At 74.6% G+C, this 18,492-nt stretch carries 22 protein-coding genes and 1 pseudogene; 7 read left to right on the plus strand and 16 right to left on the minus strand.

Translation table 11 applies throughout. From position 1 onward, the window contains the following. Window positions 1-77: 77 nt before the first annotated feature. The gene (locus ACFQH9_RS16200; RefSeq protein WP_379566958.1) at window positions 78-698 is read left to right on the plus strand and encodes a GyrI-like domain-containing protein; all 621 of its coding nucleotides are present in this window, start codon (window positions 78-80) and stop codon (window positions 696-698) included. A gap of 124 nt (window positions 699-822) precedes the next feature. Further along, complete coding sequence (locus tag ACFQH9_RS16205) at window positions 823-1,179, plus strand: nuclear transport factor 2 family protein (RefSeq protein WP_379566959.1); 357 nt, start codon at window positions 823-825, stop codon at window positions 1,177-1,179. Window positions 1,180-1,208: 29 nt separating this feature from the next. Here ACFQH9_RS16205 and ACFQH9_RS16210 read toward each other — a convergent pair whose 3' ends face one another. From ACFQH9_RS16210 to ACFQH9_RS16230, 5 genes and pseudogenes are all read right to left on the minus strand, one after another. Then, complete coding sequence (locus ACFQH9_RS16210; protein WP_379566960.1) at window positions 1,209-1,841, minus strand: DUF3159 domain-containing protein; 633 nt, start codon at window positions 1,839-1,841, stop codon at window positions 1,209-1,211. Between the two features lie 188 nt (window positions 1,842-2,029). Further along, window positions 2,030-3,202, minus strand: coding sequence for a PP2C family protein-serine/threonine phosphatase (locus ACFQH9_RS16215; RefSeq protein ID WP_379566961.1), 1,173 nt, complete (start codon window positions 3,200-3,202; stop codon window positions 2,030-2,032). A 61-nt stretch (window positions 3,203-3,263) separates the two neighbouring features. After that, window positions 3,264-4,064, minus strand: a complete 801-nt coding sequence (locus ACFQH9_RS16220) for an alpha/beta fold hydrolase (protein WP_379566962.1) — start codon at window positions 4,062-4,064, stop codon at window positions 3,264-3,266. Between the two features lie 85 nt (window positions 4,065-4,149). Then, entirely contained in the window at window positions 4,150-4,560 is a 411-nt protein-coding gene (locus tag ACFQH9_RS16225; RefSeq protein ID WP_379566963.1) for an ATP-binding protein, read from the minus strand. Between the two features lie 65 nt (window positions 4,561-4,625). Next, window positions 4,626-4,928 (minus strand): annotated as a pseudogene (locus tag ACFQH9_RS16230) (MEDS domain-containing protein); the annotation flags it as partial. Window positions 4,929-5,221: 293 nt separating this feature from the next. Here ACFQH9_RS16230 and ACFQH9_RS16235 point away from each other — a divergent pair. After that, window positions 5,222-5,629: an STAS domain-containing protein gene (locus ACFQH9_RS16235; RefSeq protein ID WP_379566964.1), complete on the plus strand. Its 408-nt coding sequence runs from the start codon at window positions 5,222-5,224 to the stop codon at window positions 5,627-5,629. Beyond that, on the plus strand, window positions 5,629-6,099 hold the full coding sequence (locus ACFQH9_RS16240; protein WP_379566965.1) for an ATP-binding protein: 471 nt from the start codon (window positions 5,629-5,631) through the stop codon (window positions 6,097-6,099). The genes ACFQH9_RS16235 and ACFQH9_RS16240 overlap by 1 nt, the downstream gene beginning before the upstream one ends. Here the strand turns inward: ACFQH9_RS16240 and ACFQH9_RS16245 are convergent. From ACFQH9_RS16245 to ACFQH9_RS16270, 6 genes are read right to left on the minus strand one after another with little or no spacing between them, the layout of a single operon-like run. Next, the gene (locus ACFQH9_RS16245; protein ID WP_379566966.1) at window positions 6,092-7,672 is read right to left on the minus strand and encodes a SpoIIE family protein phosphatase; all 1,581 of its coding nucleotides are present in this window, start codon (window positions 7,670-7,672) and stop codon (window positions 6,092-6,094) included. The genes ACFQH9_RS16240 and ACFQH9_RS16245 overlap by 8 nt on opposite strands. Then, window positions 7,669-9,435 (minus strand): ATP-binding protein, encoded by a 1,767-nt coding sequence (locus ACFQH9_RS16250; RefSeq protein WP_379566967.1) that lies wholly within the window; start codon window positions 9,433-9,435, stop codon window positions 7,669-7,671. Before ACFQH9_RS16250 ends, ACFQH9_RS16245 begins: the two co-directional genes overlap by 4 nt. After that, window positions 9,432-10,469, minus strand: coding sequence for an ATP-binding protein (locus tag ACFQH9_RS16255; RefSeq protein WP_379566968.1), 1,038 nt, complete (start codon window positions 10,467-10,469; stop codon window positions 9,432-9,434). Before ACFQH9_RS16255 ends, ACFQH9_RS16250 begins: the two co-directional genes overlap by 4 nt. Then, the gene (locus ACFQH9_RS16260; RefSeq protein ID WP_379566969.1) at window positions 10,457-10,867 is read right to left on the minus strand and encodes an anti-sigma regulatory factor; all 411 of its coding nucleotides are present in this window, start codon (window positions 10,865-10,867) and stop codon (window positions 10,457-10,459) included. The genes ACFQH9_RS16255 and ACFQH9_RS16260 overlap by 13 nt, the downstream gene beginning before the upstream one ends. Next, on the minus strand, window positions 10,864-11,289 hold the full coding sequence (locus ACFQH9_RS16265) for an STAS domain-containing protein (protein WP_379566970.1): 426 nt from the start codon (window positions 11,287-11,289) through the stop codon (window positions 10,864-10,866). Before ACFQH9_RS16265 ends, ACFQH9_RS16260 begins: the two co-directional genes overlap by 4 nt. A gap of 11 nt (window positions 11,290-11,300) precedes the next feature. Further along, window positions 11,301-12,146: an STAS domain-containing protein gene (locus tag ACFQH9_RS16270; protein WP_379566971.1), complete on the minus strand. Its 846-nt coding sequence runs from the start codon at window positions 12,144-12,146 to the stop codon at window positions 11,301-11,303. 108 nt (window positions 12,147-12,254) lie between these two features. Here ACFQH9_RS16270 and ACFQH9_RS16275 point away from each other — a divergent pair, with 108 nt between their 5' ends. Beyond that, a complete protein-coding gene (locus tag ACFQH9_RS16275) occupies window positions 12,255-12,491 on the plus strand; it encodes a hypothetical protein (protein ID WP_379566972.1) in 237 nt (78 codons plus the stop codon). Window positions 12,492-12,539: 48 nt separating this feature from the next. On the opposite strand, the gene ACFQH9_RS16280 is transcribed toward ACFQH9_RS16275, so the two are convergent. After that, window positions 12,540-13,280: a class I SAM-dependent methyltransferase gene (locus ACFQH9_RS16280; protein ID WP_379566973.1), complete on the minus strand. Its 741-nt coding sequence runs from the start codon at window positions 13,278-13,280 to the stop codon at window positions 12,540-12,542. Between the two features lie 45 nt (window positions 13,281-13,325). Here ACFQH9_RS16280 and ACFQH9_RS16285 point away from each other — a divergent pair, with 45 nt between their 5' ends. Continuing rightward, window positions 13,326-13,901: a P-loop nucleotide/nucleoside kinase family protein gene (locus ACFQH9_RS16285; protein ID WP_379566974.1), complete on the plus strand. Its 576-nt coding sequence runs from the start codon at window positions 13,326-13,328 to the stop codon at window positions 13,899-13,901. A 7-nt stretch (window positions 13,902-13,908) separates the two neighbouring features. On the opposite strand, the gene ACFQH9_RS16290 is transcribed toward ACFQH9_RS16285, so the two are convergent. From ACFQH9_RS16290 to ACFQH9_RS16300, 3 genes are all read right to left on the minus strand, one after another. After that, on the minus strand, window positions 13,909-15,444 hold the full coding sequence (locus ACFQH9_RS16290) for a hypothetical protein (protein ID WP_379566975.1): 1,536 nt from the start codon (window positions 15,442-15,444) through the stop codon (window positions 13,909-13,911). A 130-nt stretch (window positions 15,445-15,574) separates the two neighbouring features. Beyond that, window positions 15,575-16,477 carry a hypothetical protein gene (locus ACFQH9_RS16295; protein WP_379566976.1) on the minus strand — a complete coding sequence of 301 codons (903 nt, stop codon included), beginning with the start codon at window positions 16,475-16,477 and terminating at the stop codon, window positions 15,575-15,577. A 132-nt stretch (window positions 16,478-16,609) separates the two neighbouring features. Next, on the minus strand, window positions 16,610-17,107 hold the full coding sequence (locus ACFQH9_RS16300) for a Dps family protein (RefSeq protein WP_379566977.1): 498 nt from the start codon (window positions 17,105-17,107) through the stop codon (window positions 16,610-16,612). 91 nt (window positions 17,108-17,198) lie between these two features. Here ACFQH9_RS16300 and ACFQH9_RS16305 point away from each other — a divergent pair, with 91 nt between their 5' ends. Further along, the gene (locus ACFQH9_RS16305) at window positions 17,199-17,636 is read left to right on the plus strand and encodes a Fur family transcriptional regulator (RefSeq protein ID WP_379566978.1); all 438 of its coding nucleotides are present in this window, start codon (window positions 17,199-17,201) and stop codon (window positions 17,634-17,636) included. Between the two features lie 96 nt (window positions 17,637-17,732). Here the strand turns inward: ACFQH9_RS16305 and ACFQH9_RS16310 are convergent, their stop codons facing one another. Beyond that, window positions 17,733-18,467, minus strand: a complete 735-nt coding sequence (locus ACFQH9_RS16310; protein WP_379566979.1) for a GntR family transcriptional regulator — start codon at window positions 18,465-18,467, stop codon at window positions 17,733-17,735. Window positions 18,468-18,492: the final 25 nt, after the last annotated feature.

Consider the following 18,492-nt stretch of genomic DNA (forward strand, 5'->3'; position numbering starts at 1 on the left):
GGCGACGACATCCCCCGTGACAGCGCGGACCGGGTGCGGGACCCTCCCGACGTGATCGACACTCGTCGGGAGGGCCCGTGCCGACCAAGCTGGACCTGAAGCGGGAGCTGCCGTGCTACCGGGCCAGGCGCGACTCGCCGGAGGTCCTGGACGTGCCGGACCTGCAGTACCTCATGATCGACGGGCACGGCGACCCGAACACGCCGGTGTACGAGGCCGCCGTCGCCTCGCTCTACCCCCTCGCGTACACGCTCAAGTTCGCCAGCAAGAAGGAGCTCGGCCGCGACTACGTCGTCATGCCGCTGGAGGGCCTGTGGTGGTCCGACGACATGGCGGCCTTCACCACGGCCCGGGACAAGTCCCGGTGGAGCTGGACCCTGATGATCATGGTGCCCGGCTGGACGACGACCGGGATGTTCGACGCCGCCGTCGAGAAGGTCCGCTCGAAACGGGCCCCCGCGCGGTTGGAGGACGTCCGCCTGGAGACCTTGGCGGAGGGACGCTGCGTCCAGGCACTCCACGTCGGCGCGTACGACGACGAGGCCGACCTGCTGCGCCGCATGCACCACGAGTTCATCCCGCGGCACGGCCTCACCATGGCCGGCAGGCACCACGAGATCTACCTCGGCGATCCACGCCGCGCCGACCCCTCGACACTGCGCACCATCCTCCGGCAGCCCGTGACCGAGGCCTCCTGAGCGGCGACGGGCTGTCCGTGCCCTCCCCGAGTCATCGGACGAGGTGGACCGGCGAGGGTGGTTGACCGCTCAGCAACCGCGCTCCTACGTTGATCGACCGGGCGGGCGGACGAGAGGGCGTGCGGTGGCGACGATCGCGGAACTGATGAAGGCGAACCTGGAAGAGGTCTTCAACGAGCGCGACCCCGAGCGGAGGAGGGCGGTCATCGCCCGGACCTATGCGCCCGGCGTCGAGTTCTCCGACCCCGAGGAGACCCTCACCGGGCACGAGGCGCTCGACGCGAAGGCGCAGAAGCTCCTCGACGAGGCCCCGGACTTCGCGTTCACACCGGATGGGCCGGTCCGCGTCGCCGCCGACCTCGGCCACCTCGCCTGGAACTTCGGTCCGGCGGGCGGGGCCCCGGTCGTGCGGGGCATGGACATCGCCCTGGTCGAGGACGGGCTCATCGCCCGCCTCTACACCCTGCTGCTCACGGACTGACGCCGCCGAGGCGGGCCGGCGCACAGGCGTCACGAGCCGGTGTCCGCCCTGCCCGCCGAGTCCGCCGTGCCCGCCTCGGCGGCCGGGCTCGGGCGCCCGCCCCGCTCCTGCTGCCGCGCGTGCTCGGGGTACCAGATCGTGAACTTGATCGCAGCCACGAGGAGCAGCACCGGCACGATCCAGTTGAACGCGGTGGAGGTGCCGGGCATCGCGACGACCAGCAGGTCGCAGAGCGCGTTGAGCAGGAAGACCACGGTCCAGACCGCGGTGATCGCGACGTTGACCCGCCGGAAGAGCGGGCTGGTCCAGTACTCCTTCGGCACCGAGCGGCGCGCGTAGTACTCGGTGAACGGCCGGCGGACCGCCAGGGACGCCGCCGACACCAGGAACAGGGCGGCGCTGGACAGCAGCTGCGCCCGGTCCTCCACCCAGATGAGCCCGTCCCGGTCGAGGACGAGGGCCAGGAGGGCGAGGACCCCGAAGAAGACGATGCTCACCGCGTCGAGCAGGCCGACCTCGCGGTACCGGACCCAGTCCGGGACGACGAGGATCACCGCCACGAGCAGCGCGGTCAGTGTGGCCCACTCCCACGTGCTCGGACTGCAGAGCACCGTGAACACGATCCAGGGCGCGAATCCGACGAGCACTCCCAGGTTCCGCACGTGCGTGCCCCCTCCCGGACGTCCGGCCGAGCGGCCGTGCCCCGGCGTCCATGGTGGAAGCGACGACCTCCCGTGACAAGACCTCGCGCAGGTCAGGGTGACGGCACAGACCTCCGACCGCCGGGTCGGTCTCGCCAGCAGGGCCGTTCTGCGGATCTCCCGCACCTCGTCGCGGAGCCCGCTCGACCTCAACGGGCCTCCGGGACGCCGAGGGCGAGCAGGGCGACGTCGTCGTCGAGTCCGCCGAACCCCGCGAGCAGTTCCTCGACGGCGTGAACCGCCCCCTTCGCCGAGATCGGTGCCAACGTGGAGGCGAAGTCGTGGAGGCGACCCTCGTCGAAGCGGTCCACCCCGGATCCGAGCCGTGCCTCGGGGAGACCGTCGGTATAGAGCAGGAGGGTGTCCCCGGGATCGAGGTGCACGGTGGTGGTGGCAGCGCGCGCGTGCTCGACGGCGCCGAGCAGCAGGCCGCCCTCGAGGTCGTCGACGTAGCCGGCCGTGCCGTCGGCCCGCAGCAGCAGCGGGGGCGGGTGTCCCGCGGCGCCCAGCTCCAGGCGGAATCCTCCCGGAACCGGCACGAGCAGGCCGAACACGGTGGTGCACAGGGCGGGTGTGTCGATCGAACGCTCCTGGGCGAGCACGGCGTTGAGGGTGTCGAGCACACTGCCGGGGTCGGGGTCGTGGACGGCGGCCGAGCGCAGCGTGTACCGCGTGAGCGAGGTCAGGGCCGCGGCGCCGGGGCCCTTCCCGCAGACGTCGCCGAGGAAGAAACCCCACCGGTGGCCGTGCAGCGGGAACAGGTCGTAGAAATCGCCGCCGACCTCCCCGTGCGCGCCCGCCCGGTAGTAGGCGGCGGTCTCGAGCCCGGGGACGTCGGCCAGCGCGGGGGGCAGGAGCGTGCGCTGGAGCACCGAGGCGAGCCGCTGCACACGATCCCGGTCCCGTTCGGCCTCCCGTCGTGCGGCCAGCAGCTCGCGTTCGTACCGGCGGCGGTCGCCCGCCTCGAAGACGATCGTGCGGACCAGCGCCGGGCGCCCGTCGGCGTCCCGGCGGAGGACCGAGGAGAGCAGGACGGGCATCCGGGTGCCGTCCGCTCGACGCATCTCGGTGGCGATGCTGCCGACGCTGCCCTGCATGGAGAGCAACGGGGCGAAGTGGGTCTCGTGGTAGAGCCGTCCGCCCACGGTGAGCAGGTCCACGAAGCGCGTGCCCACGATCTGCTCGCGCGGGCGGCCGAGCCACTCGGCCAAGGTCCGGTTGACCCGGACGACGGTGCCGTCGGGCCCGGTCGAGAGGTAGCCGCAGGGCGCGTGGTCGTACAGGTCCTCCGTGTCGTCGTCGCGCACCGCGGAGTCCGCCATCGTCAGCAGGCCGCGCCAGGCCGACCCGGCGACGAGACCGTACGCGAGGCGGGCGGGAGGATCATGCGGGCCGCAAGAAGGAGAGGATCGCCGCCGCGGTCTGCTCGGGGGCGCTCAGCTGCGGGCAGTGACCGATGGCGTCGAGGGTGACGAGGCGGCTGCCGGCGATGTGCTCGTGGACGTAGGCCCCCACCTCCGGCGGGGCGATCACGTCCTCCCGGCACTGCAGCACGAGGGTGGGCAGGGTGACGGCGTCGAGATCGGTCCGGTTGTCGGAGAGGAACGTGGTCCGGGCGAAGACGCGCGCGACTTCGGGTGCCATGCGGCAGAAGCTGTTCGTCAGCTCCTCGCCCAGCTCGGGGCGGTCCGGGTTACCCATGATCAGCGGCGCCGTCGTCGCCGACCATCCGAGGTAGTTGCTGTCGAGGGACTCCAGCAGCTCGTCGATGTCGGCGGCGCTGAAGCCGCCCCGGTAGCCGTCGGCGTCGAGGTAGCGGGGCGAGGGCGTGACGAGGACCAGCTTCGAGAAACGCGCCGGCTCGCGGTTGGCCGCCAACACCCCGACCAGCGCCGCGACCGAGTGCCCGACGAACACGACGTCGCGCAGGTCCAGCTCACGGCAGATGTCGAGCACGTCGGAGGCGTAGCCCTCGAGCGAGGAGTACTTCCGGGGGTCCCACGCGGCCGGGTCCGACCCACCGGCTCCGACGCCGTCGAACAGGACGAGCCGGCAGCTCGGGGCGAGCAGCGGCTCGACCAGCCGCCACATGTGCTGGTCACAGCCGAAGCCGTGGGCGAGCAGGAGCAGGGGACCATCCTCCGCGCCCCTCACCACCACGTTGTTCCGCGTCCGGACGTCCACAGGGGGCATCATGTCATCGTCTCCGCTCCACGGAAGGGCTCGACCTGGACGCGGGCGGGCCCGGCGCAGGCCGACCTCGTCCGCGTCACCGTCGCAGATGGACGCGCGTCGTGGTGCCGCCCCGACCGGTGTGGGTCCGGACGAGGTCGGCGAGGTGCTGCACCATCGGCAGACCCCGTCCGCTGAGCTGGGAGTCGGCGGGGCGGCGCCGCCCCGTGAGCGGGTCCTCGAGCCGGCCCGCGTCGTGCATCTCCCCCACGAGGTAACCGTCCTCCGTCCACACCCGCAGCCGTCCGGAGCCGCCGCCGTGCCGGATGCTGTTGGCGGCCAGCTCACCGATGGCGAGCAGGAAGTCCTCGCAACGATCCTCATCGAGCCCGGCCCGCGCCGCCTGCCCGGCGGCGAAGGCGCGCGCCCGGCCGAGGCGCGTGCGATCGAACGGGAACTCGGCGTAGCCGTGCGCCTCGGGCAGCTCATGGTTCGTCTCGACGAGCACCGCGTCCGGGGTGAACGCGGCGCGGGGCGCGTGCCGTCGCGCTCGACGAGGACCGGATGGGTGCGCTCGGCGTCCCCCAGGACCTCGGCCGGCAGCCCCCTGAGGTCGTTCGGGCAGAGCACGGTCACCCGCCGTCCGCGGAAGGCGAGGTTGATGAGCGCCTCGTGCTGCAGGCAGGCCGGGTACTCCAGCGGCGTGCGCCCGGGCCAGATCGGCTCGCCCACGATCCGGACGTGCCGACCCGGCGGGCTGTCGTCGACCGCGCGGTACAGCACCTCCGGAAGGATCCGGCCCGGATTGCGCCCCACCTCGCTCATGTCGAGCAGGCGCACGTGACGGGCGTCGGCTCCCAACTCCTCCCGCAGGAGCGCGAGATTGTGTGTCGGGTCCCGCGTCTGCTTCGATCATGGCCCACCGGCTCGCTCGGACGACCTGCCGTGCCGACGGTACGGCACCGCACCCGACGGGGCGGCGGACGGCGTCGAGGCGGCGAGAGATCCTGAACCCCTCTGCTTCCGCTGGTGGGGAGCAGGAGGGCCGCGTAGCCTCCTCGTCCGGAGAAGGGGACCGGGTTCACCTCCCGCGCGCCCGCCGGTGCCGCGCACGGCGCCGGGCACCGGCAGGATCGTTCCGCGGTCGCGGAGCGGGTGAAGGGCGGACGATGCAGGTACGGCGCACCTCGGGCACGGCCGAGATCAACCACCTGCTACGCCCGGGATCGGACGTCGAGGACGCCCTGACGGTTCGCGTCGAGCACCTGGACCGCACCACCGTCGTCACGATCGCCGGCGAGATCGACCTCGTCACCGCCGCCGGGCTGGACGAGGCCCTGCTGGCCGAGCTCGAGGCGCAGCCGGCCGTCCTCGTCCTCGACCTCACCGGCGTCGACTTCTTCACCTCCGTCGGGCTGACCGCGGTCGCCCTCGCCCAGCGCGGCGCGGAGGACCGCGGCATCGCGCTGCGGGTGGTCGCGGACTCGCGGCGGGTGCTGCGCCCCCTGCAGATCACGGGCATGGACCGGACGCTGGCGCTCTATCCCTCGCGGGCCGCCGCGCTCGGGGACGCCTGATGGTGGCGGTCCCGGTCCGGTCCGGAACGCAGCCCGTCGGCGACCCGCCGGACGCGCAGGCCTGGAGCCGGGAGCCCGCCCCGGACGGCCCGCTGCTCGAGCACCGGTTCCCCGGCGAGGCCGTCCGGCTGGCGGCGGTGCGCCGGGAGCTGGGGACCTGGGCCGCGGCGACCGGGCTCGACGAGGAGACCGTCGAGGACCTGCTCCTCGCCGTCTACGAGGCCATGGTCAACGCCGCGGAGCACGCCTACTCCGACGGCGAGCGCCCGGTCGACCTCGGCGCGGTGTGCACCGCCGACGGCTGCGTCCTGGTCGTCGTGCGGGACGTGGGCCGCTGGCGCCCCATCCCGGAGGACCCGGGGCACCGCGGCCGGGGCCTGGCGATGATCACGAACCTGAGCGACCACGCCGAGATCGACCGCGGGCCCGGCGGGACCACCGTCTCCCTCTGGTGGCGCCTGGTCAGGTGACGGCGTCGCCGCGCAGGATCAGCAGCGCGATGTCGTCCTCCCGGACACCGGCGAACCGCTCCAGCAGCTCGTCGCCCAGCTCCTCGGGCGCCGGGTGGACCGAGACGGCGGCCCGCAGCTCCTCCAGGGCCGCGTCGAGATCCACGCCCCGTTTCTCCACCAGACCGTCGGTGTAGAGCACCAACGTCCAGCGCGGGGGCAGGGCGAGCACCGAGTCGGCCTCGTGCGGGCGGCGCAGACCCAGCATCGGCCCGCGCGCGGCGAGCGGGACGGTGCCCTCGGGCGAGGCGAGCAGCGGCGCGAGGTGCCCGGCGTTGGCGACGGTGACGACGTCCTGCGCGGTGTCGAGCACCATCACGCAGACCGTCGCGAACTCGCGCGGGTGGTACCGGCGCAGCATGTCCTCGAGCCGGTTCAGGATCGCGGACGGCCCGTGCCCCTCGACGGCGTAGGCGCGCAGCGCGTGCCGCAGCTCGACCATCACGGTGGCCGCGTGGATGGAGTGGCCGGAGACGTCGCCGATCGCGAGCAGCAGCCGCCCCTCACCCAGCTCGACGACCTCGTAGAAGTCCCCGCCGATCTCGGTGTTCTGCGCCGCCGGCACGTAGCGCACCGCGACCTCCACCCCGTCGGGGGCGAGCGGGCGGCTGGGCAGGAAGGCGCGCTGCAGGGTGAGGGCGAGGGTGTGCTCCTCGACGTAGAGCTGCAGCGAGTCGACGGCGAGCGCCGCCGCGTTGCTCAGCTGGACGAGCAGGTCCCGCAGCTCGGCGCCGAGCCCGGGCGTCCGCAGCACGATCGCCACCCGGCCGCTGCGGAACCCGGACCGCAGGGCCGACGCCGGCGAGTCCGCCTCGTCGTCCCCCGTCGCCTCCGCCCACGCCACGGTCACCGGCCCGTCGGAGGGCCCGCCGGCGAGCCGGTCGAGCAGCCGCGGCGGCACCGAGTCGCAGCGCGGCGTGTCGTCCGGATCGGCCGGGTCGACGACGGCGCGGCGCACGGTCCGGTCCGACGCCGCGACCAGGGCCGCGGCCGGGACCTCGGCCAGCGCCGCCGCGCCCGACGCGATGGTGGTGGCCAGTTCGTCGAAGTCGACGGCGGCGTTCATCGCCATGGTCGCGCGGCTCAGCCCGGCGAGCCGGGCGGCCAGCCGCTCCGCCGCCGCCCGGGCGCGGTGGTAGCGCAGCACCGACCAGACGGTGGCCCGCAGCTCGTCCGGCTCCACCGGCTCGACGAGGTAGGCGTCGGCGCCGCGGGTGAGCCCCTGGGCCCGGTCCTGGCCCCGGATCGCGGTGGCGGACAGGTGGATCACCGGGCGGCTGAGCACGGGATCGGACTTGATCCGCTCGCACACCTCGAACCCGCTCATGTCCGGCAGCCCGACGTCGAGCAGCACGACGTCGATCGGGTCCCGCGCCACCCGGTCCAGCGCCTCGGTCCCGGTCGCCGCCTCCACCACGCGGTAGCCGGCGCGGCGGAGCCAGCTGGCGGCGACGTACCGGTTCCCGGCGTTGTCGTCGACCACGAGGATCGTGGTGCCGTCGACCACCTCGACGGTCGCCTCCGGGCTGCTCATCCGGCCCGCCCGACCAGGTCGCGGGCCGCGCCGACGGCCGCGACCAGCACCGGCCCGGACAGCTGCGCCTTGTCGACGACGGCGGCGGTGCGGCCCAGCTCGCGTCGCCGCTCCTCGGTGAGCCGCGCGGCGGTGACCACCACGACGGGAACGGCGGCGAGCGTGGCGTCCGCGCGCATCCCGGCGAGGACCTCACCGCCGGTCGGGGCGGGGATGTCCAGGTCCAGCAGCACGAGGTCGGGGACCTCCGCCCGCAGCGCGCGTTGCGCGGCCGGGCCCGAGTCGGCCTCGATCACCACGCCGTCGAGCCCCTCCACCATCCGCCGCAGCAGGGCCCGCACCGCGGGGTCGTCGTCGACGAGCAGCACCCGCCCGAGCGGGACGACGCCCTCGGCGGTCCCGGCGGCGGGCCGCGCGGGCAGGCGGAGCGTCAACGTGGTGCCCCGCCCCGGCTCGCTGTCCAGCTCCAGCGAGCCGCCGAGGATCGCCGCCAGCCGGCGCGAGTAGGGCAGGCCCAGACCGGTGCCGCCGCTGGCGGCCTGCAGGTGCCCGCGGACCTGGTAGAACTCCTCGAACACCCGCTGCTGGTGCTCGGCGGGGATGCCGATGCCGGTGTCGCTCACCCGGATCTCCACCTCCCCGCCGTCCGCGGCCAGGCCCGCCCGCACCCGCACCCGCACCTCGCCCTGCTCGGTGAACTTCAGGCCGTTGCTCACCAGGTTGCGCAGGATCCTGCCGAGCAGCACCGGGTCGGTCCACACGACGTCGATCGCCGGCGGCTCCACGACGAGCTCCACCTCGGCCCCGGCGACCGGGCGCAGCGTGGCGCGCAGCTCGTCGAGGACCGAACCGAGGTCCGTCGGCACGATCGTGGCGGCGAGCTGGCCCGACTCGGCCTTGGCCACGTCGAGCAGCTCGTTGACCAGCGACAACAGCATGGCGCCAGCGTCGCGAATGAGCTCGACCTGGTGGCGCTGCTCGGGGTCCAGCGTGCCGCCGCCCGCCGGGTCGAGCAACAGCCGCGAGATGCCGAGCACCGAGTTGAGCGGGGTCCGCAGCTCGTGGCTCACGTTCGCCCAGAAGCGGGTCTTCGCCTCGCTGGCCTCGCGCAGCCGGGTGGAGGCGTCGTCGAGCTCCGCGTAGAGGGCGACGACCCCGCGGTTGGTCTCCTCCAGCTCCTCGGAGAGCTCCGCGTGCAGGGCCAGCACCCCGCGGTTGGTCTCCTCGAGCTCGGCGTTGACCCGCAGCAGGTCCTCCTGCCGCGCCTGCAGGCTCTCCAGCGCCTCGAGGAGGTCCTGGTTCTGGCTGCGCAGCGTGGCGAGCGGATGGGCCGGGCTCGACTCACGGACCGCCGTGCGGATGCGCTCGGCCTGGTCGGGGTCGACCGCGCTGCCCGGCGGCAGCCGCTTGGTGAGCCGCACCGAGGCGCCGGTGCCCTCGCGGCTCACCACGCAGCCGTCCGTCAGCCGGGCGGCGGCGCGCACGCCCTCGAGGTCCTCGGGGTGCCCGCCGCCGCCGGACCACTCCGCGGTGAGCACCAGCGCGGGAGCGGGCTCCGCGCCGAGCGACATCGTGATCGTGACCTCGCCCGGCAGGGTGGCGAGCTCGCGGCTCAGCTCGCTGAGCGCGGTGGCGACCCGGATCTGGTCCTGGTGCTCGAGCCCGGCCAGCGCCGCGACCTCGCGGCCCCGTTGCCGTGCGACGAACACGTCCTGCTCGCCGCGCACCCGCAGCCGGAACACCTCGCCCCGCCCGCGCGTCACCGGTCGGCCCCGGGCGCACGGCCGACCAGGACGGAGGCGTCGTCCTGGCGCACACCCTCGTCGCGCAGCAGCGCGGCGGCGACGACGACCGGGGACCGCCCCGGGAGCGAGACCAGGTCCTCCGCGCGCCAGCGCGGCCGGACGCCGTCCGAGTGCAGGACCACGACGCCGTCGGCGGGCAGGGAGTAGTCGTGGGCCCGCAGCGTCGGGACGCGGTAGCCGGCGATCCCGCCGACCGAGATCATGCTGCGCTTGGTCGTGCCGCTCACGACCGCGCCGGCCACGTTGCCGATCCCCGCGAACCGCACGAGTCCGGCGCCGGGGTCCAGTTCGGCCACCGCGACCGCGCCGCCGCGGGTGCCGGACATGGCCCCGTGGATCGCCCGGAGCGCGTCGACCGGGCTCGCCGGCGGCCGGTCGGGCTCGGTGAAGGCGCGCACCGCCTCCCGGGCCGCGGCCGCCGCGAGCGGGCCGTGCCCGGCGCCGTCGCAGAGCATCAGCCAGAGCCGCGAGCCCTCCCCGCGCAGGGCGTAGGCATCGCCGCAGAGCTGCTCGCCGGACAACGCGCGGGTGATCCCCGCGGCGTTCGGCCCGGACGGCGCGGCCCCGCGCGTCGCCCGGAACCGGGCGAGGAGCACGGTGCCCCGCCCGGGCCGCGAACCGATGTCGAGGTCGTCGACGAGCCGCCCGATCGTGCCGAGCCCGACGCCCAGGCCGCCCCGGGTGGAGTGCCCGTCCCGGCTGGAGGCGGGCACGTCGCTCATCCCGGGCCCCGAGTCGACCGCCACCGCCTCCAGGCCGCCGGTCCGGTCCTCGTGCACCGCGCGCAGCAGCATCGCCCCGCCGCCGGCGTGCCGCAGCACGTTCGTCCCGATCTCGGTGACGGCCAGGCCGACCTCCGCCACCCGCTGCTGCGGGAAGCCGAGCTGCTCGGCGATCTTCTCCGCCGCCCGTCGCGCGGCGCCGGGCCCGCTCGGGTCGTCGAGCGGCAGCCAGGCGACGTCCTCGACCCGGGGCGGGATCACCGCGTCCACTTCACCACGGTGACGGTCGTGCCGCGGCCGACGGCGGTGTCGATCTCGAACTCGTCGACGAGCTTGCGGGCGCCGGACAGGCCGAGCCCGAGCCCGGACCCGCTGGTCCACCCGGGGGTCAGCGCCTGGTCGACGTCCGGGATCCCCGGGCCCTGGTCGGCGAACACCGCCCGGATCCCGGCCCGCCCGTCGCGGTGCACCGTCTCCACCGTGGCCGTGCCCGAGCCGCCGTGCACGAGCGTGTTGCGGGCCAGCTCGCTGGCCGCCGTGACGAGCTTGGTCTGGTCGACCAGCGACAGCCGGACCTCCTGGGCGCGCGCCCGGACCAGCTGCCGGACCCGGACGACGTCGTCGCCGCTGCGGACCGGCAGCTCCTCGACACCGGTGGAGGTGGTCACGGCCCGGCGGCCGGGCCGCCGCCCTCCGCGACGGGGACGGTGCCGTCCGCCTCCCCGGCCACCGGCAGGTCGCGCCCGCCGGACAGCGCGCGCAGGATCTTCATCCCCCGCTCGACGTCGAGCGCCGTGCGGACACCCTCGAGCGAGAGGCCCAGCTCGACGAGCGTGATCGCCACGGCCGGCCGCATCCCGACGACGACGGTCTCGGCGTCGAGCAGCCGGGACAGCGCGGCGATCGAGGCGAACATGCGGCCGATGAAGGAGTCGACGATGTCGACCGCGGAGATGTCGATGAGCACGCCGCGCGCGCCGGTGGCGACGATCCGCTCGGCCAGGTCCTCCTGCAGCGCGAGGACGGTGTTGTCCTGGAGGTCGATCTGGATCGACACGAGCAGCGCGTCGCCCAGGGACAGGACCGGCACCCGTTCCACGGTCAGCGGCCCCCGGCGCGGCGCACGACCTCGACGCCGGTGCCGCGCATGGCGTGCAGCAGCGCGTCGGCCAGGCTCGACTTGGTGGTGATGTCGCCGAACTCGATGCCGAGGGTCACGATCGTCTGCGCGATCTGCGGCCGGATGCCCGAGATCGTGCACTCCGCGCCCATCAGCCGGGCGGCCACGACGGTCTTGAGCAGGTGCTGCGCGACCTCGGTGTCGACGGCGGGGACGCCGGTGATGTCGATGATGGCGTGCTCGGAGCCGGTGTCGACCAGGGTCTGCAGCAGCTTCTCCATCACGATCTGGGTGCGCGCGGAGTCCAGCGTGCCGATGAGCGGGACGGCGACCACGCCCTCCCACAGCTTCACCACCGGTGTCGTCAGCTCCAGCAGCTGCTCGGCCTGCTCGCTGATGACCTGCTCGCGGGCGCGGGCGAAGCTCTCGAACGTGACCAGGCCCAGCGCGTCGACCCAGCGGGAGGCCTCGACCACGGTGCCGAGGGTGTCGCCGGTCTCCCCGTCCTCGTCGGCGGCGGCGAACAGGGCCTCCTTGAGCGCGAACACCGCCGACGCCGTCTCGCTCGGGCTGAAGCCGCGGCGCGCCCACTCCCGGGAGAGCTCGGTCAGGAAGCCGCGGGCGCCGGCGTAGGCGTCGGACCGCACGTCGAGCCCGGTGCCGGCCGCCTCGACCAGCACGCCGAGCAGGTCCGAGCAGGTCCGCTCGAGCTCACCGGTCGTCAACCGGCCGCGCAGCGGCGCCTCGGCCGCCTCGACCCACCGCCGCAGCACCTTGTCCTCGCTGCGCAGCAGGTGCTGCACGCGCCCGCCGCTCGCCTGCGCCATCGCCACCTCCCGTGACCGTTTCCCGCAGCACCTAACCACACGGGACGCACCCGAATCCCTTCCGCCTGAGCGGGTAGGCGACGGCTCCGCCGAGGAGAGGAGCGCCTGGTGGCCGAGTGTGAGGTCTGCGGCAACGACTACGACATGGCGTTCGAGGTGCACGCCCAGGGCGCGGTGCACGTGTTCGACAGCTTCGAGTGCGCGATCCACCGGATGGCCCCGGTGTGCGAGCACTGCGGCTGCAAGATCATCGGGCACGGTGTGCAGGCCGGGGGCAAGTTCTTCTGCTGCGCCCACTGCGCCTCGCACGCCGAGGGCGGGGAGGCGATCACCGACCGGGCGTGAGGGTCGGGCCGGGCGCCGCCCCGGGAAGGACCGACCGGGCGGGTTCGGTCAGGCCGGGCGCCGCCCGAGGAAGGTGTGCACGACGTCGCGCTGCCAGCCCGTCATCGGCTCCACGCGGACGTCGGCGAACCCGGCTGCGCGCATCCGCGCGGCGAGCCGCCCGGCACCGTCGAAGTCGAGGACGCTGCGCCACAGGTAGCGGTAGAGGTCGGCCCGGCCAGTGACCCGGCGACCCAGCGGGATGATGATCCCCCAGGAGACCGCGGTCCAGATCGCCCGCGCGCGCAGGCTGTCCCGCACGGAGTACTCGTGCACCGCGATCGGTGCGCCGGGGGCGAGCAGGTCGCGCATCGCCCGCAGGCCGGCGTCCCGGTCGGTCAGGTTGCGCACGAGGTAGGCGGCGAGGATCCCGTCGAACGGGCCGGTGATCCCGGTCGCGGGCAGGTCCTCCAGCCGGGAGTGCACGAAGGTCACCCGCTCCGGCCAGTCCTTGCGCCGCGCCTCGGCGATCATCTCCGCCGACCCGTCCACGGCGACGATCTCGGCCTCCGGCGCGGCGGCCAGCAGCGCGGCCGTCGAGGCGCCCGTGCCGCAGCCCAGGTCCAGCAGCCGCGGCCCGGTTGCGCTCCGGGGCGGAGCCTCCGGAGCCGACCATCGGGTGAGCCGGCGGGCCGACAGCCGCAGGTGCTCGTGGTAGCCGGGGTTGCGGCCGACGAGCCGGTCGTACGAGGCGGCGTGGTCGTCGAAGGCGCCGGGCACGGTGGCCGGGCCGATCGGGTCGCGGGACACGGGGTGATCCTGGCCCGACCGGCGTCGATCGTGCACGGTGGACCCGTGGACGGGAGGATCGCGCCGGTCTGGGTGGTCGCCGGGGCACCCGGCGCGGGCAAGACGACCGTCGCGGAGGCCCTGCTCGCCGCCCTCGACCCCGTGCCCGCGTTGCTGGACAAGGACACCGTCTACGGGGACTTCGTGGCCGCGACCCTCGCCGTCGCGGGCCGTCCGCCCGGCGAGCGCGAGGGCCCCTGGTACGACGCGCACGTCAAGGTCCACGAGTACGCCGGTCTCACCGCCACCACCCGGGAGATCCGCGGACACGGCTGCCCCGTGCTGCTGTCCGGCCCCTTCACCGGGCAGATCCGCGACCCGGACCGCTGGCGCCGGTGGGTCGCCGAGCTCGGCGGGCAGGACGTGCGGCTGGTCTGGGTGCGCTCGGACCGCGCCACCCTCCGCCACCGGCTGGAGCGGCGCGGATCGGCGCGGGACACGGGCAAGCTCGCGGACTTCGACGCCTTCGTGGCCCGCATGCGCCCGGACAAGCCGCCGCCCGTGCCGCACCGCGTCGTCGACAACCGGCTCGGCGCGCCGCCCGTCCCCGAGCAGGTCGCGGCGCTCGTGCGCCGGCCGTAGGGGGCCGTCAGCGCAGGCGGTACCAGGTGCCCTCGGCGGCGCCGCGGACCGGCGTGTAGTCCCGGGCCAGCACGGCGCGCAGGTCCGGGCCGCGCTCGGCGAGCCAGTCCGCGGCCTGGTCGTCGACCAGCACGACGCTCGGGCGCGCGGTCGCGACCTCGCCGGCCATCTCCCGCCACTGCCGGTCGGCCATCAGGTCGTAGTCCCAGCCGTTGGTGCGCACCACCAGCGGCTTGCCGGCGAGCAGGTGGTAGAGCGGGTCGCCGAGCACGAAGAGGCTGTCCGCGGGCCGGACACCGGCGGCCGCGATCTCGGCGCGGATCGTGTCGTAGCCCGCCACGCGCTCGTCGATCCGGGCCCGGCTCGCGGCGGTGAACCCGCCGCCGTCGAGCACGGCCGGGCCCGTCCAGCTCGCGGCGTGCGCGAGCAGCGGCAGGCAGGCGACGGCGAGCAGCGCGATCGCCCGCCCCGGCCGGGGGCCACGGGCGAGCCGCGGCGCGAGGTCGTCGAGCCCGCGCAGGGCGAGCACGACCAGCGGCGCGGACAGGAAGTACCACTGGTACCACCAGCCGAACTGGCCCGCGACGGACAGCACGTGCAGCACCGCGAAGGCGACCATCGCCAGGTCGAGGGCGTCCCGGCGGCGGAACGCGCCCACACCCCGCCGGGCCGCGAGCAGCACGACCGGCGCGGTCCACAGGAGGTACCGGCCGAGGCCCTCCAGCAGGCGGGCGAGGGAGCGGGAGCCGTGCGCGGCACCCATCTCCACGGCGTCGAGCAGCCAGACCCGCAGGGCCGCGCCGCCGGCGCCGCGGGCCGCCAGCCAGGCCAGCACCACCAGCAGCGGCACGAGGGCCGCGCCCACGACCACCGGCAGGGCGAGGACCCGGGCGCGCCCGCGCAGCCGCAGCACCACGAACACCAGTAGTGCGAGCCCGGTCACCGCGGCCAGCGGCAGCTTGAACACCCCGACCACACCGACGCACACCGCGCCGCCCACGATCCGGCGCCACCCCGGGGTCCGGTCGGGATCCGCGGCGACCAGGGCGAACGCCCCGACCGCCGGCACCAGGCACAGCATCTCCAGCTGCCCGAAGTCGCCCGGGCCGGCGGAGGCCAGGAGGACGCCGGTCGCCAGGGCCGGCAGCCAGCGGCGCACCCGGCGCGTGGCCGTCCGGCGGCGCAACAGCGCCCACACGCACGCGCCGAACGCGACGGCGGCGAGCACGTCGAGCAGGCGCGCGCCCACCTCGCCGAGCCCGAGCGCGTCGGCCAAGCCGTACCAGAGGAAGACGCCGGGCTGCTTGACGTCCCACAGGTCGGTGTAGAGCGTCTCGCCGTGCAGGACCTGCCGCCCGATCAGCGAGAAGATCGCCTGGTCACCGCGGAAGGGATAGGTGACCACGGTCCAGGCGAGCGCCAGCAGCAGCGCGAGCGTGAGCCCGCCGAGGGCGGCCTCCGCCGGCCCGGGGGTCCGGCGGACCCGGATCGGTCCGCTCGCGGGCTCCCGCGGTGCGGGCACCCGGGCCGTCGTCCCCGCCATCTCACCGAGCGCCCCGGATCCGTCCCGAACCTGCACTGCCGATCTCCCTCACGTGCGCCGTCCGCGGGGAAGATCGGGAGCGGGGCGGGTGTCGTTTCCAGCGGCGCCGGGCGTCACCCGATCGAGTGGGTCAGGCGCGCGGGTCGTGCACCGCCAGCACCCGCTTGCCGACGGCGTCCTCCCGTCGCGGCAGGTCGACGACGCCGAACAGGATCCAGCTGATCGCCCACGACTCGGTGGTGATCGAGGGCGTCAGGTCGGGGGGCAGGGTGAGCGAGAAGGGCAGGTCGACGGGTGCGCCCGGGCGCAGCTGCAACGGCCCGGACACGGTCGTGCCCGCCTTGCGCTCCGCGGTCAGTACCCGGTCCTCCTGCGTCTCGACCAGCATCAGGTCCACCCGCAGGGCCCGGGCGTCGAGCTCGGTGCGGGCGTCGACGCGCAGTCGGCCGGTCACCGTGGCGCCGGCCGGGACCGACCGGTGCGGCAGCCCGTCGATCGTGATCCGGGCGAGCCGGTCCGAGTCGCCCCGCGGTTCGGTCGTGGCCTCGGCCGGGGCGCCCACCGCGAGCACGGTGACGGCGGCGCGCTCGTCGGTGCCGGGCGCGACGACCTGCACGAACCACTCGGAGCGGAGCGCCTTGCCGATGCTCGTCGGCGCGCCCCAGGCCTCCGAGCGGAGGATCTCGTAGCGGTAGTCCTCGGGGTCGTCGACGAGCGGGTCGTCGTCGGTGTCGGGGAAGGGCACGCTGCGGTCGGGGACCCGCAGGTCCACCTCGACCTCGACGGCCTCGCCGGCCCGCAGCGGCCGGCCCCGGAACACGTACCGGCCGTCGACGGCCCACGAGTCCGTCCAGCTGTTCCCGCTCTGGCTGATGCTGTCGGCGTGCAGCAGCGCCACGGCGATCTCGGGGTCGGGCAGGTCGGTGCCCGGGGTCAGGCGCACCCGCGCCCGGATCGTGTCGCCGGGCCGGTACACCTCCCGGTCCGTGCGGATCTCCACCGCCGCCCCGCGCCTGCGCCGTCCGAACACCACGTGAACCACCCCGTTCCGATCTCTCGGGGAGCACGGTCCGGGCGGCACGGACGTTACGGACGGCCCCGAGAACGGGACGCGGCCGGACCCCCGAGGGAATCCGGCCGCAGCCGCCCGTCACGCCCGGGTCGCTCAGGCGCGCCGGTTCTCCGAGCTGAGCATCCAGGCCTGCTTCTCCAGGTCGACGATCACGGTGTGGAGCAGGTCGGCGGTCGAGGGGTCCTCGGCGTCGACGGCGTCGTGCACCTCGCGCGCGGTGGCCGCGGTGCGGTAGAGCAGCTCGGTCATCGCGTTGACGACCGCGGTGGTGTCCTGCTCGCCGGTCAGCTGGCGCGGCAGCGAGGTCGTCTCGGCGACGGTCCGCGGGCTGCCGTCCGGCACGGCGTAGAGGGCGCGCATGCGCTCGGCGACGGTGTCGCTGTGCTCGCGCGCGACGTCGACGATCTCGTCGAGCTGCAGGTGCAGGTCGCGGAAGTTGGCGCCGACGACGTTCCAGTGGAACTGCTTGCCCTCGAGGTGCAGGGCGACGAGGTCGACGAGGACCTTCTGCAGGTTCGCCTCCAGCTCCGGCGAGGCGGTGAAGGGACGGAAGGCGGTGGGGGCGCTGGACGTGGTGTTCGTGGCGGTCATGCTTCCTTTCTACCCTACTTTTGACTGCGTCAAGTTGTGAGGCTGGTCAAGTTAGTGACTGCATCCAATCTGTTGGGGTAGCCTCACCTCCGTGGACGACTTCACCGCTCAGCTCCGGGAGAAGGGCCTGCGCAGCACGCCGCACCGGCGCGCGGTGCTGCACGCCCTGGCCGACCGACCGCACGCCACCGCCGTCGAGGTGGCGGAGGTCGTCGCGCGGGCCGGGGCGGCCGCCGGGCCGGCCGCGGTGTCGGAGCTGTCCCGGCAGGGCCTCTACAACGTGCTCGAGGACCTGCGCCGGGTCGGGCTGGTGCGCAGCATCGAACCGGCCGGGTCGGCCACCCGCTTCGAGCTGCAGCACGGCGACAACCACCACCACCTGGTCTGCCGCGTCTGTGGGCGGGTGAAGGACGTGCCGTGCGCCGTCGGGTCCGCGCCCTGCCTCGATGCCGGGCACCAGGAGGGCTTCGAGGTCGACGAGGCCGAGCTCGTCTTCTGGGGCCGCTGCGCGGAGTGCGCCGCGCGCTGAGGCTCCCCTGCTCGATGGGGCGCCGGTGCGGTGCTCGCGCTCGGCGCGAAGTCCGTCGCGCTCACCGGGTACGCGTTCTCCGGTTCGATCCGGACCTCACACCACCAGCGACGTCCGCACCGTGTACTGCGAGGCCCGGTACACGTGCATTCCCGTCTCGACGAACGCGCCCGTGTCGTCGTAGACCGAGCGGCGGACCGTGACGCAGGCCGCCGGTTCCTCCTCGCCCAGCAACCGCGCCTCGTCGGTGGTCATCAGCCGCGCACCGATGCTCTGGTGCGCGATCCGGAAGCTCGCCCCCTGCGCCCGCAGCAGCGCGTACAGGCCCGTCCGTTCCAGGTCCGCGACGGAGACGCGGTAGCGCTCCGGCAGGTAGTTGGTGAGGATCGCCAGCCGCACCCCGTCGGCACTCCGGAGGCGTCGGATGCGGGTCAGCCGCTCCGGCAGGCCCGGCGGTTCGGGCACCTCCTCGGCGCTGCACTCGTCCAGCGACAGCAGCTCGGTCGCCGGCTCGCGCCCCTCGGCGGCCAGGTCGTCGAACAGGCTCGTCAGTCGGGCCTCGCGGCGCACGTGCGGCTGCACGACCTGCGTGCCGACGCCGCGCTTGCGCACCAGCATCCCGCGGGTGACCAGTTCCTGGATCGCCTGCCGCGCGGTCGGCCGGGCCAGGCCGAGCCGCGCCGTCAGCGCCACCTCGGTCTCCAGCCGGTCGCCGGGCCCGAGGACGCCGGTCTCGATCGCGTGCTCGATGGCCAGCGCGAGCTGGTGGTAGAGCGGGACCGGACTGGTCCGGTCCAACGCGACGTCGAACTCGACGGGGGTGTCCTCCATGCGGGGGAGACTACAAGTCTGTACG

The sequence above is a fragment of the Pseudonocardia lutea genome, assembly GCF_042658055.1.
GTDB lineage: Bacteria > Actinomycetota > Actinomycetes > Mycobacteriales > Pseudonocardiaceae > Pseudonocardia > Pseudonocardia lutea.

Bases quoted from the DNA above. Each gene is read 5' to 3' on its own strand.
- ACFQH9_RS16310 (WP_379566979.1), bottom strand. From the start codon at position 18,467: ATGGAGGACACCCCCGTCGAGTTCGACGTCGCGTTGGACCGGACCAGT.
- ACFQH9_RS16235 (WP_379566964.1), top strand. From the start codon at position 5,222: ATGCAGGTACGGCGCACCTCGGGCACGGCCGAGATCAACCACCTGCTA.
- ACFQH9_RS16240 (WP_379566965.1), top strand. From the start codon at position 5,629: ATGGTGGCGGTCCCGGTCCGGTCCGGAACGCAGCCCGTCGGCGACCCG.
- ACFQH9_RS16300 (WP_379566977.1), bottom strand. From the start codon at position 17,107: ATGACCGCCACGAACACCACGTCCAGCGCCCCCACCGCCTTCCGTCCC.
- ACFQH9_RS16245 (WP_379566966.1), bottom strand. From the start codon at position 7,672: ATGAGCAGCCCGGAGGCGACCGTCGAGGTGGTCGACGGCACCACGATC.
- ACFQH9_RS16270 (WP_379566971.1), bottom strand. From the start codon at position 12,146: ATGGCGCAGGCGAGCGGCGGGCGCGTGCAGCACCTGCTGCGCAGCGAG.
- ACFQH9_RS16290 (WP_379566975.1), bottom strand. From the start codon at position 15,444: ATGGCGGGGACGACGGCCCGGGTGCCCGCACCGCGGGAGCCCGCGAGC.
- ACFQH9_RS16215 (WP_379566961.1), bottom strand. From the start codon at position 3,202: ATGGCGGACTCCGCGGTGCGCGACGACGACACGGAGGACCTGTACGAC.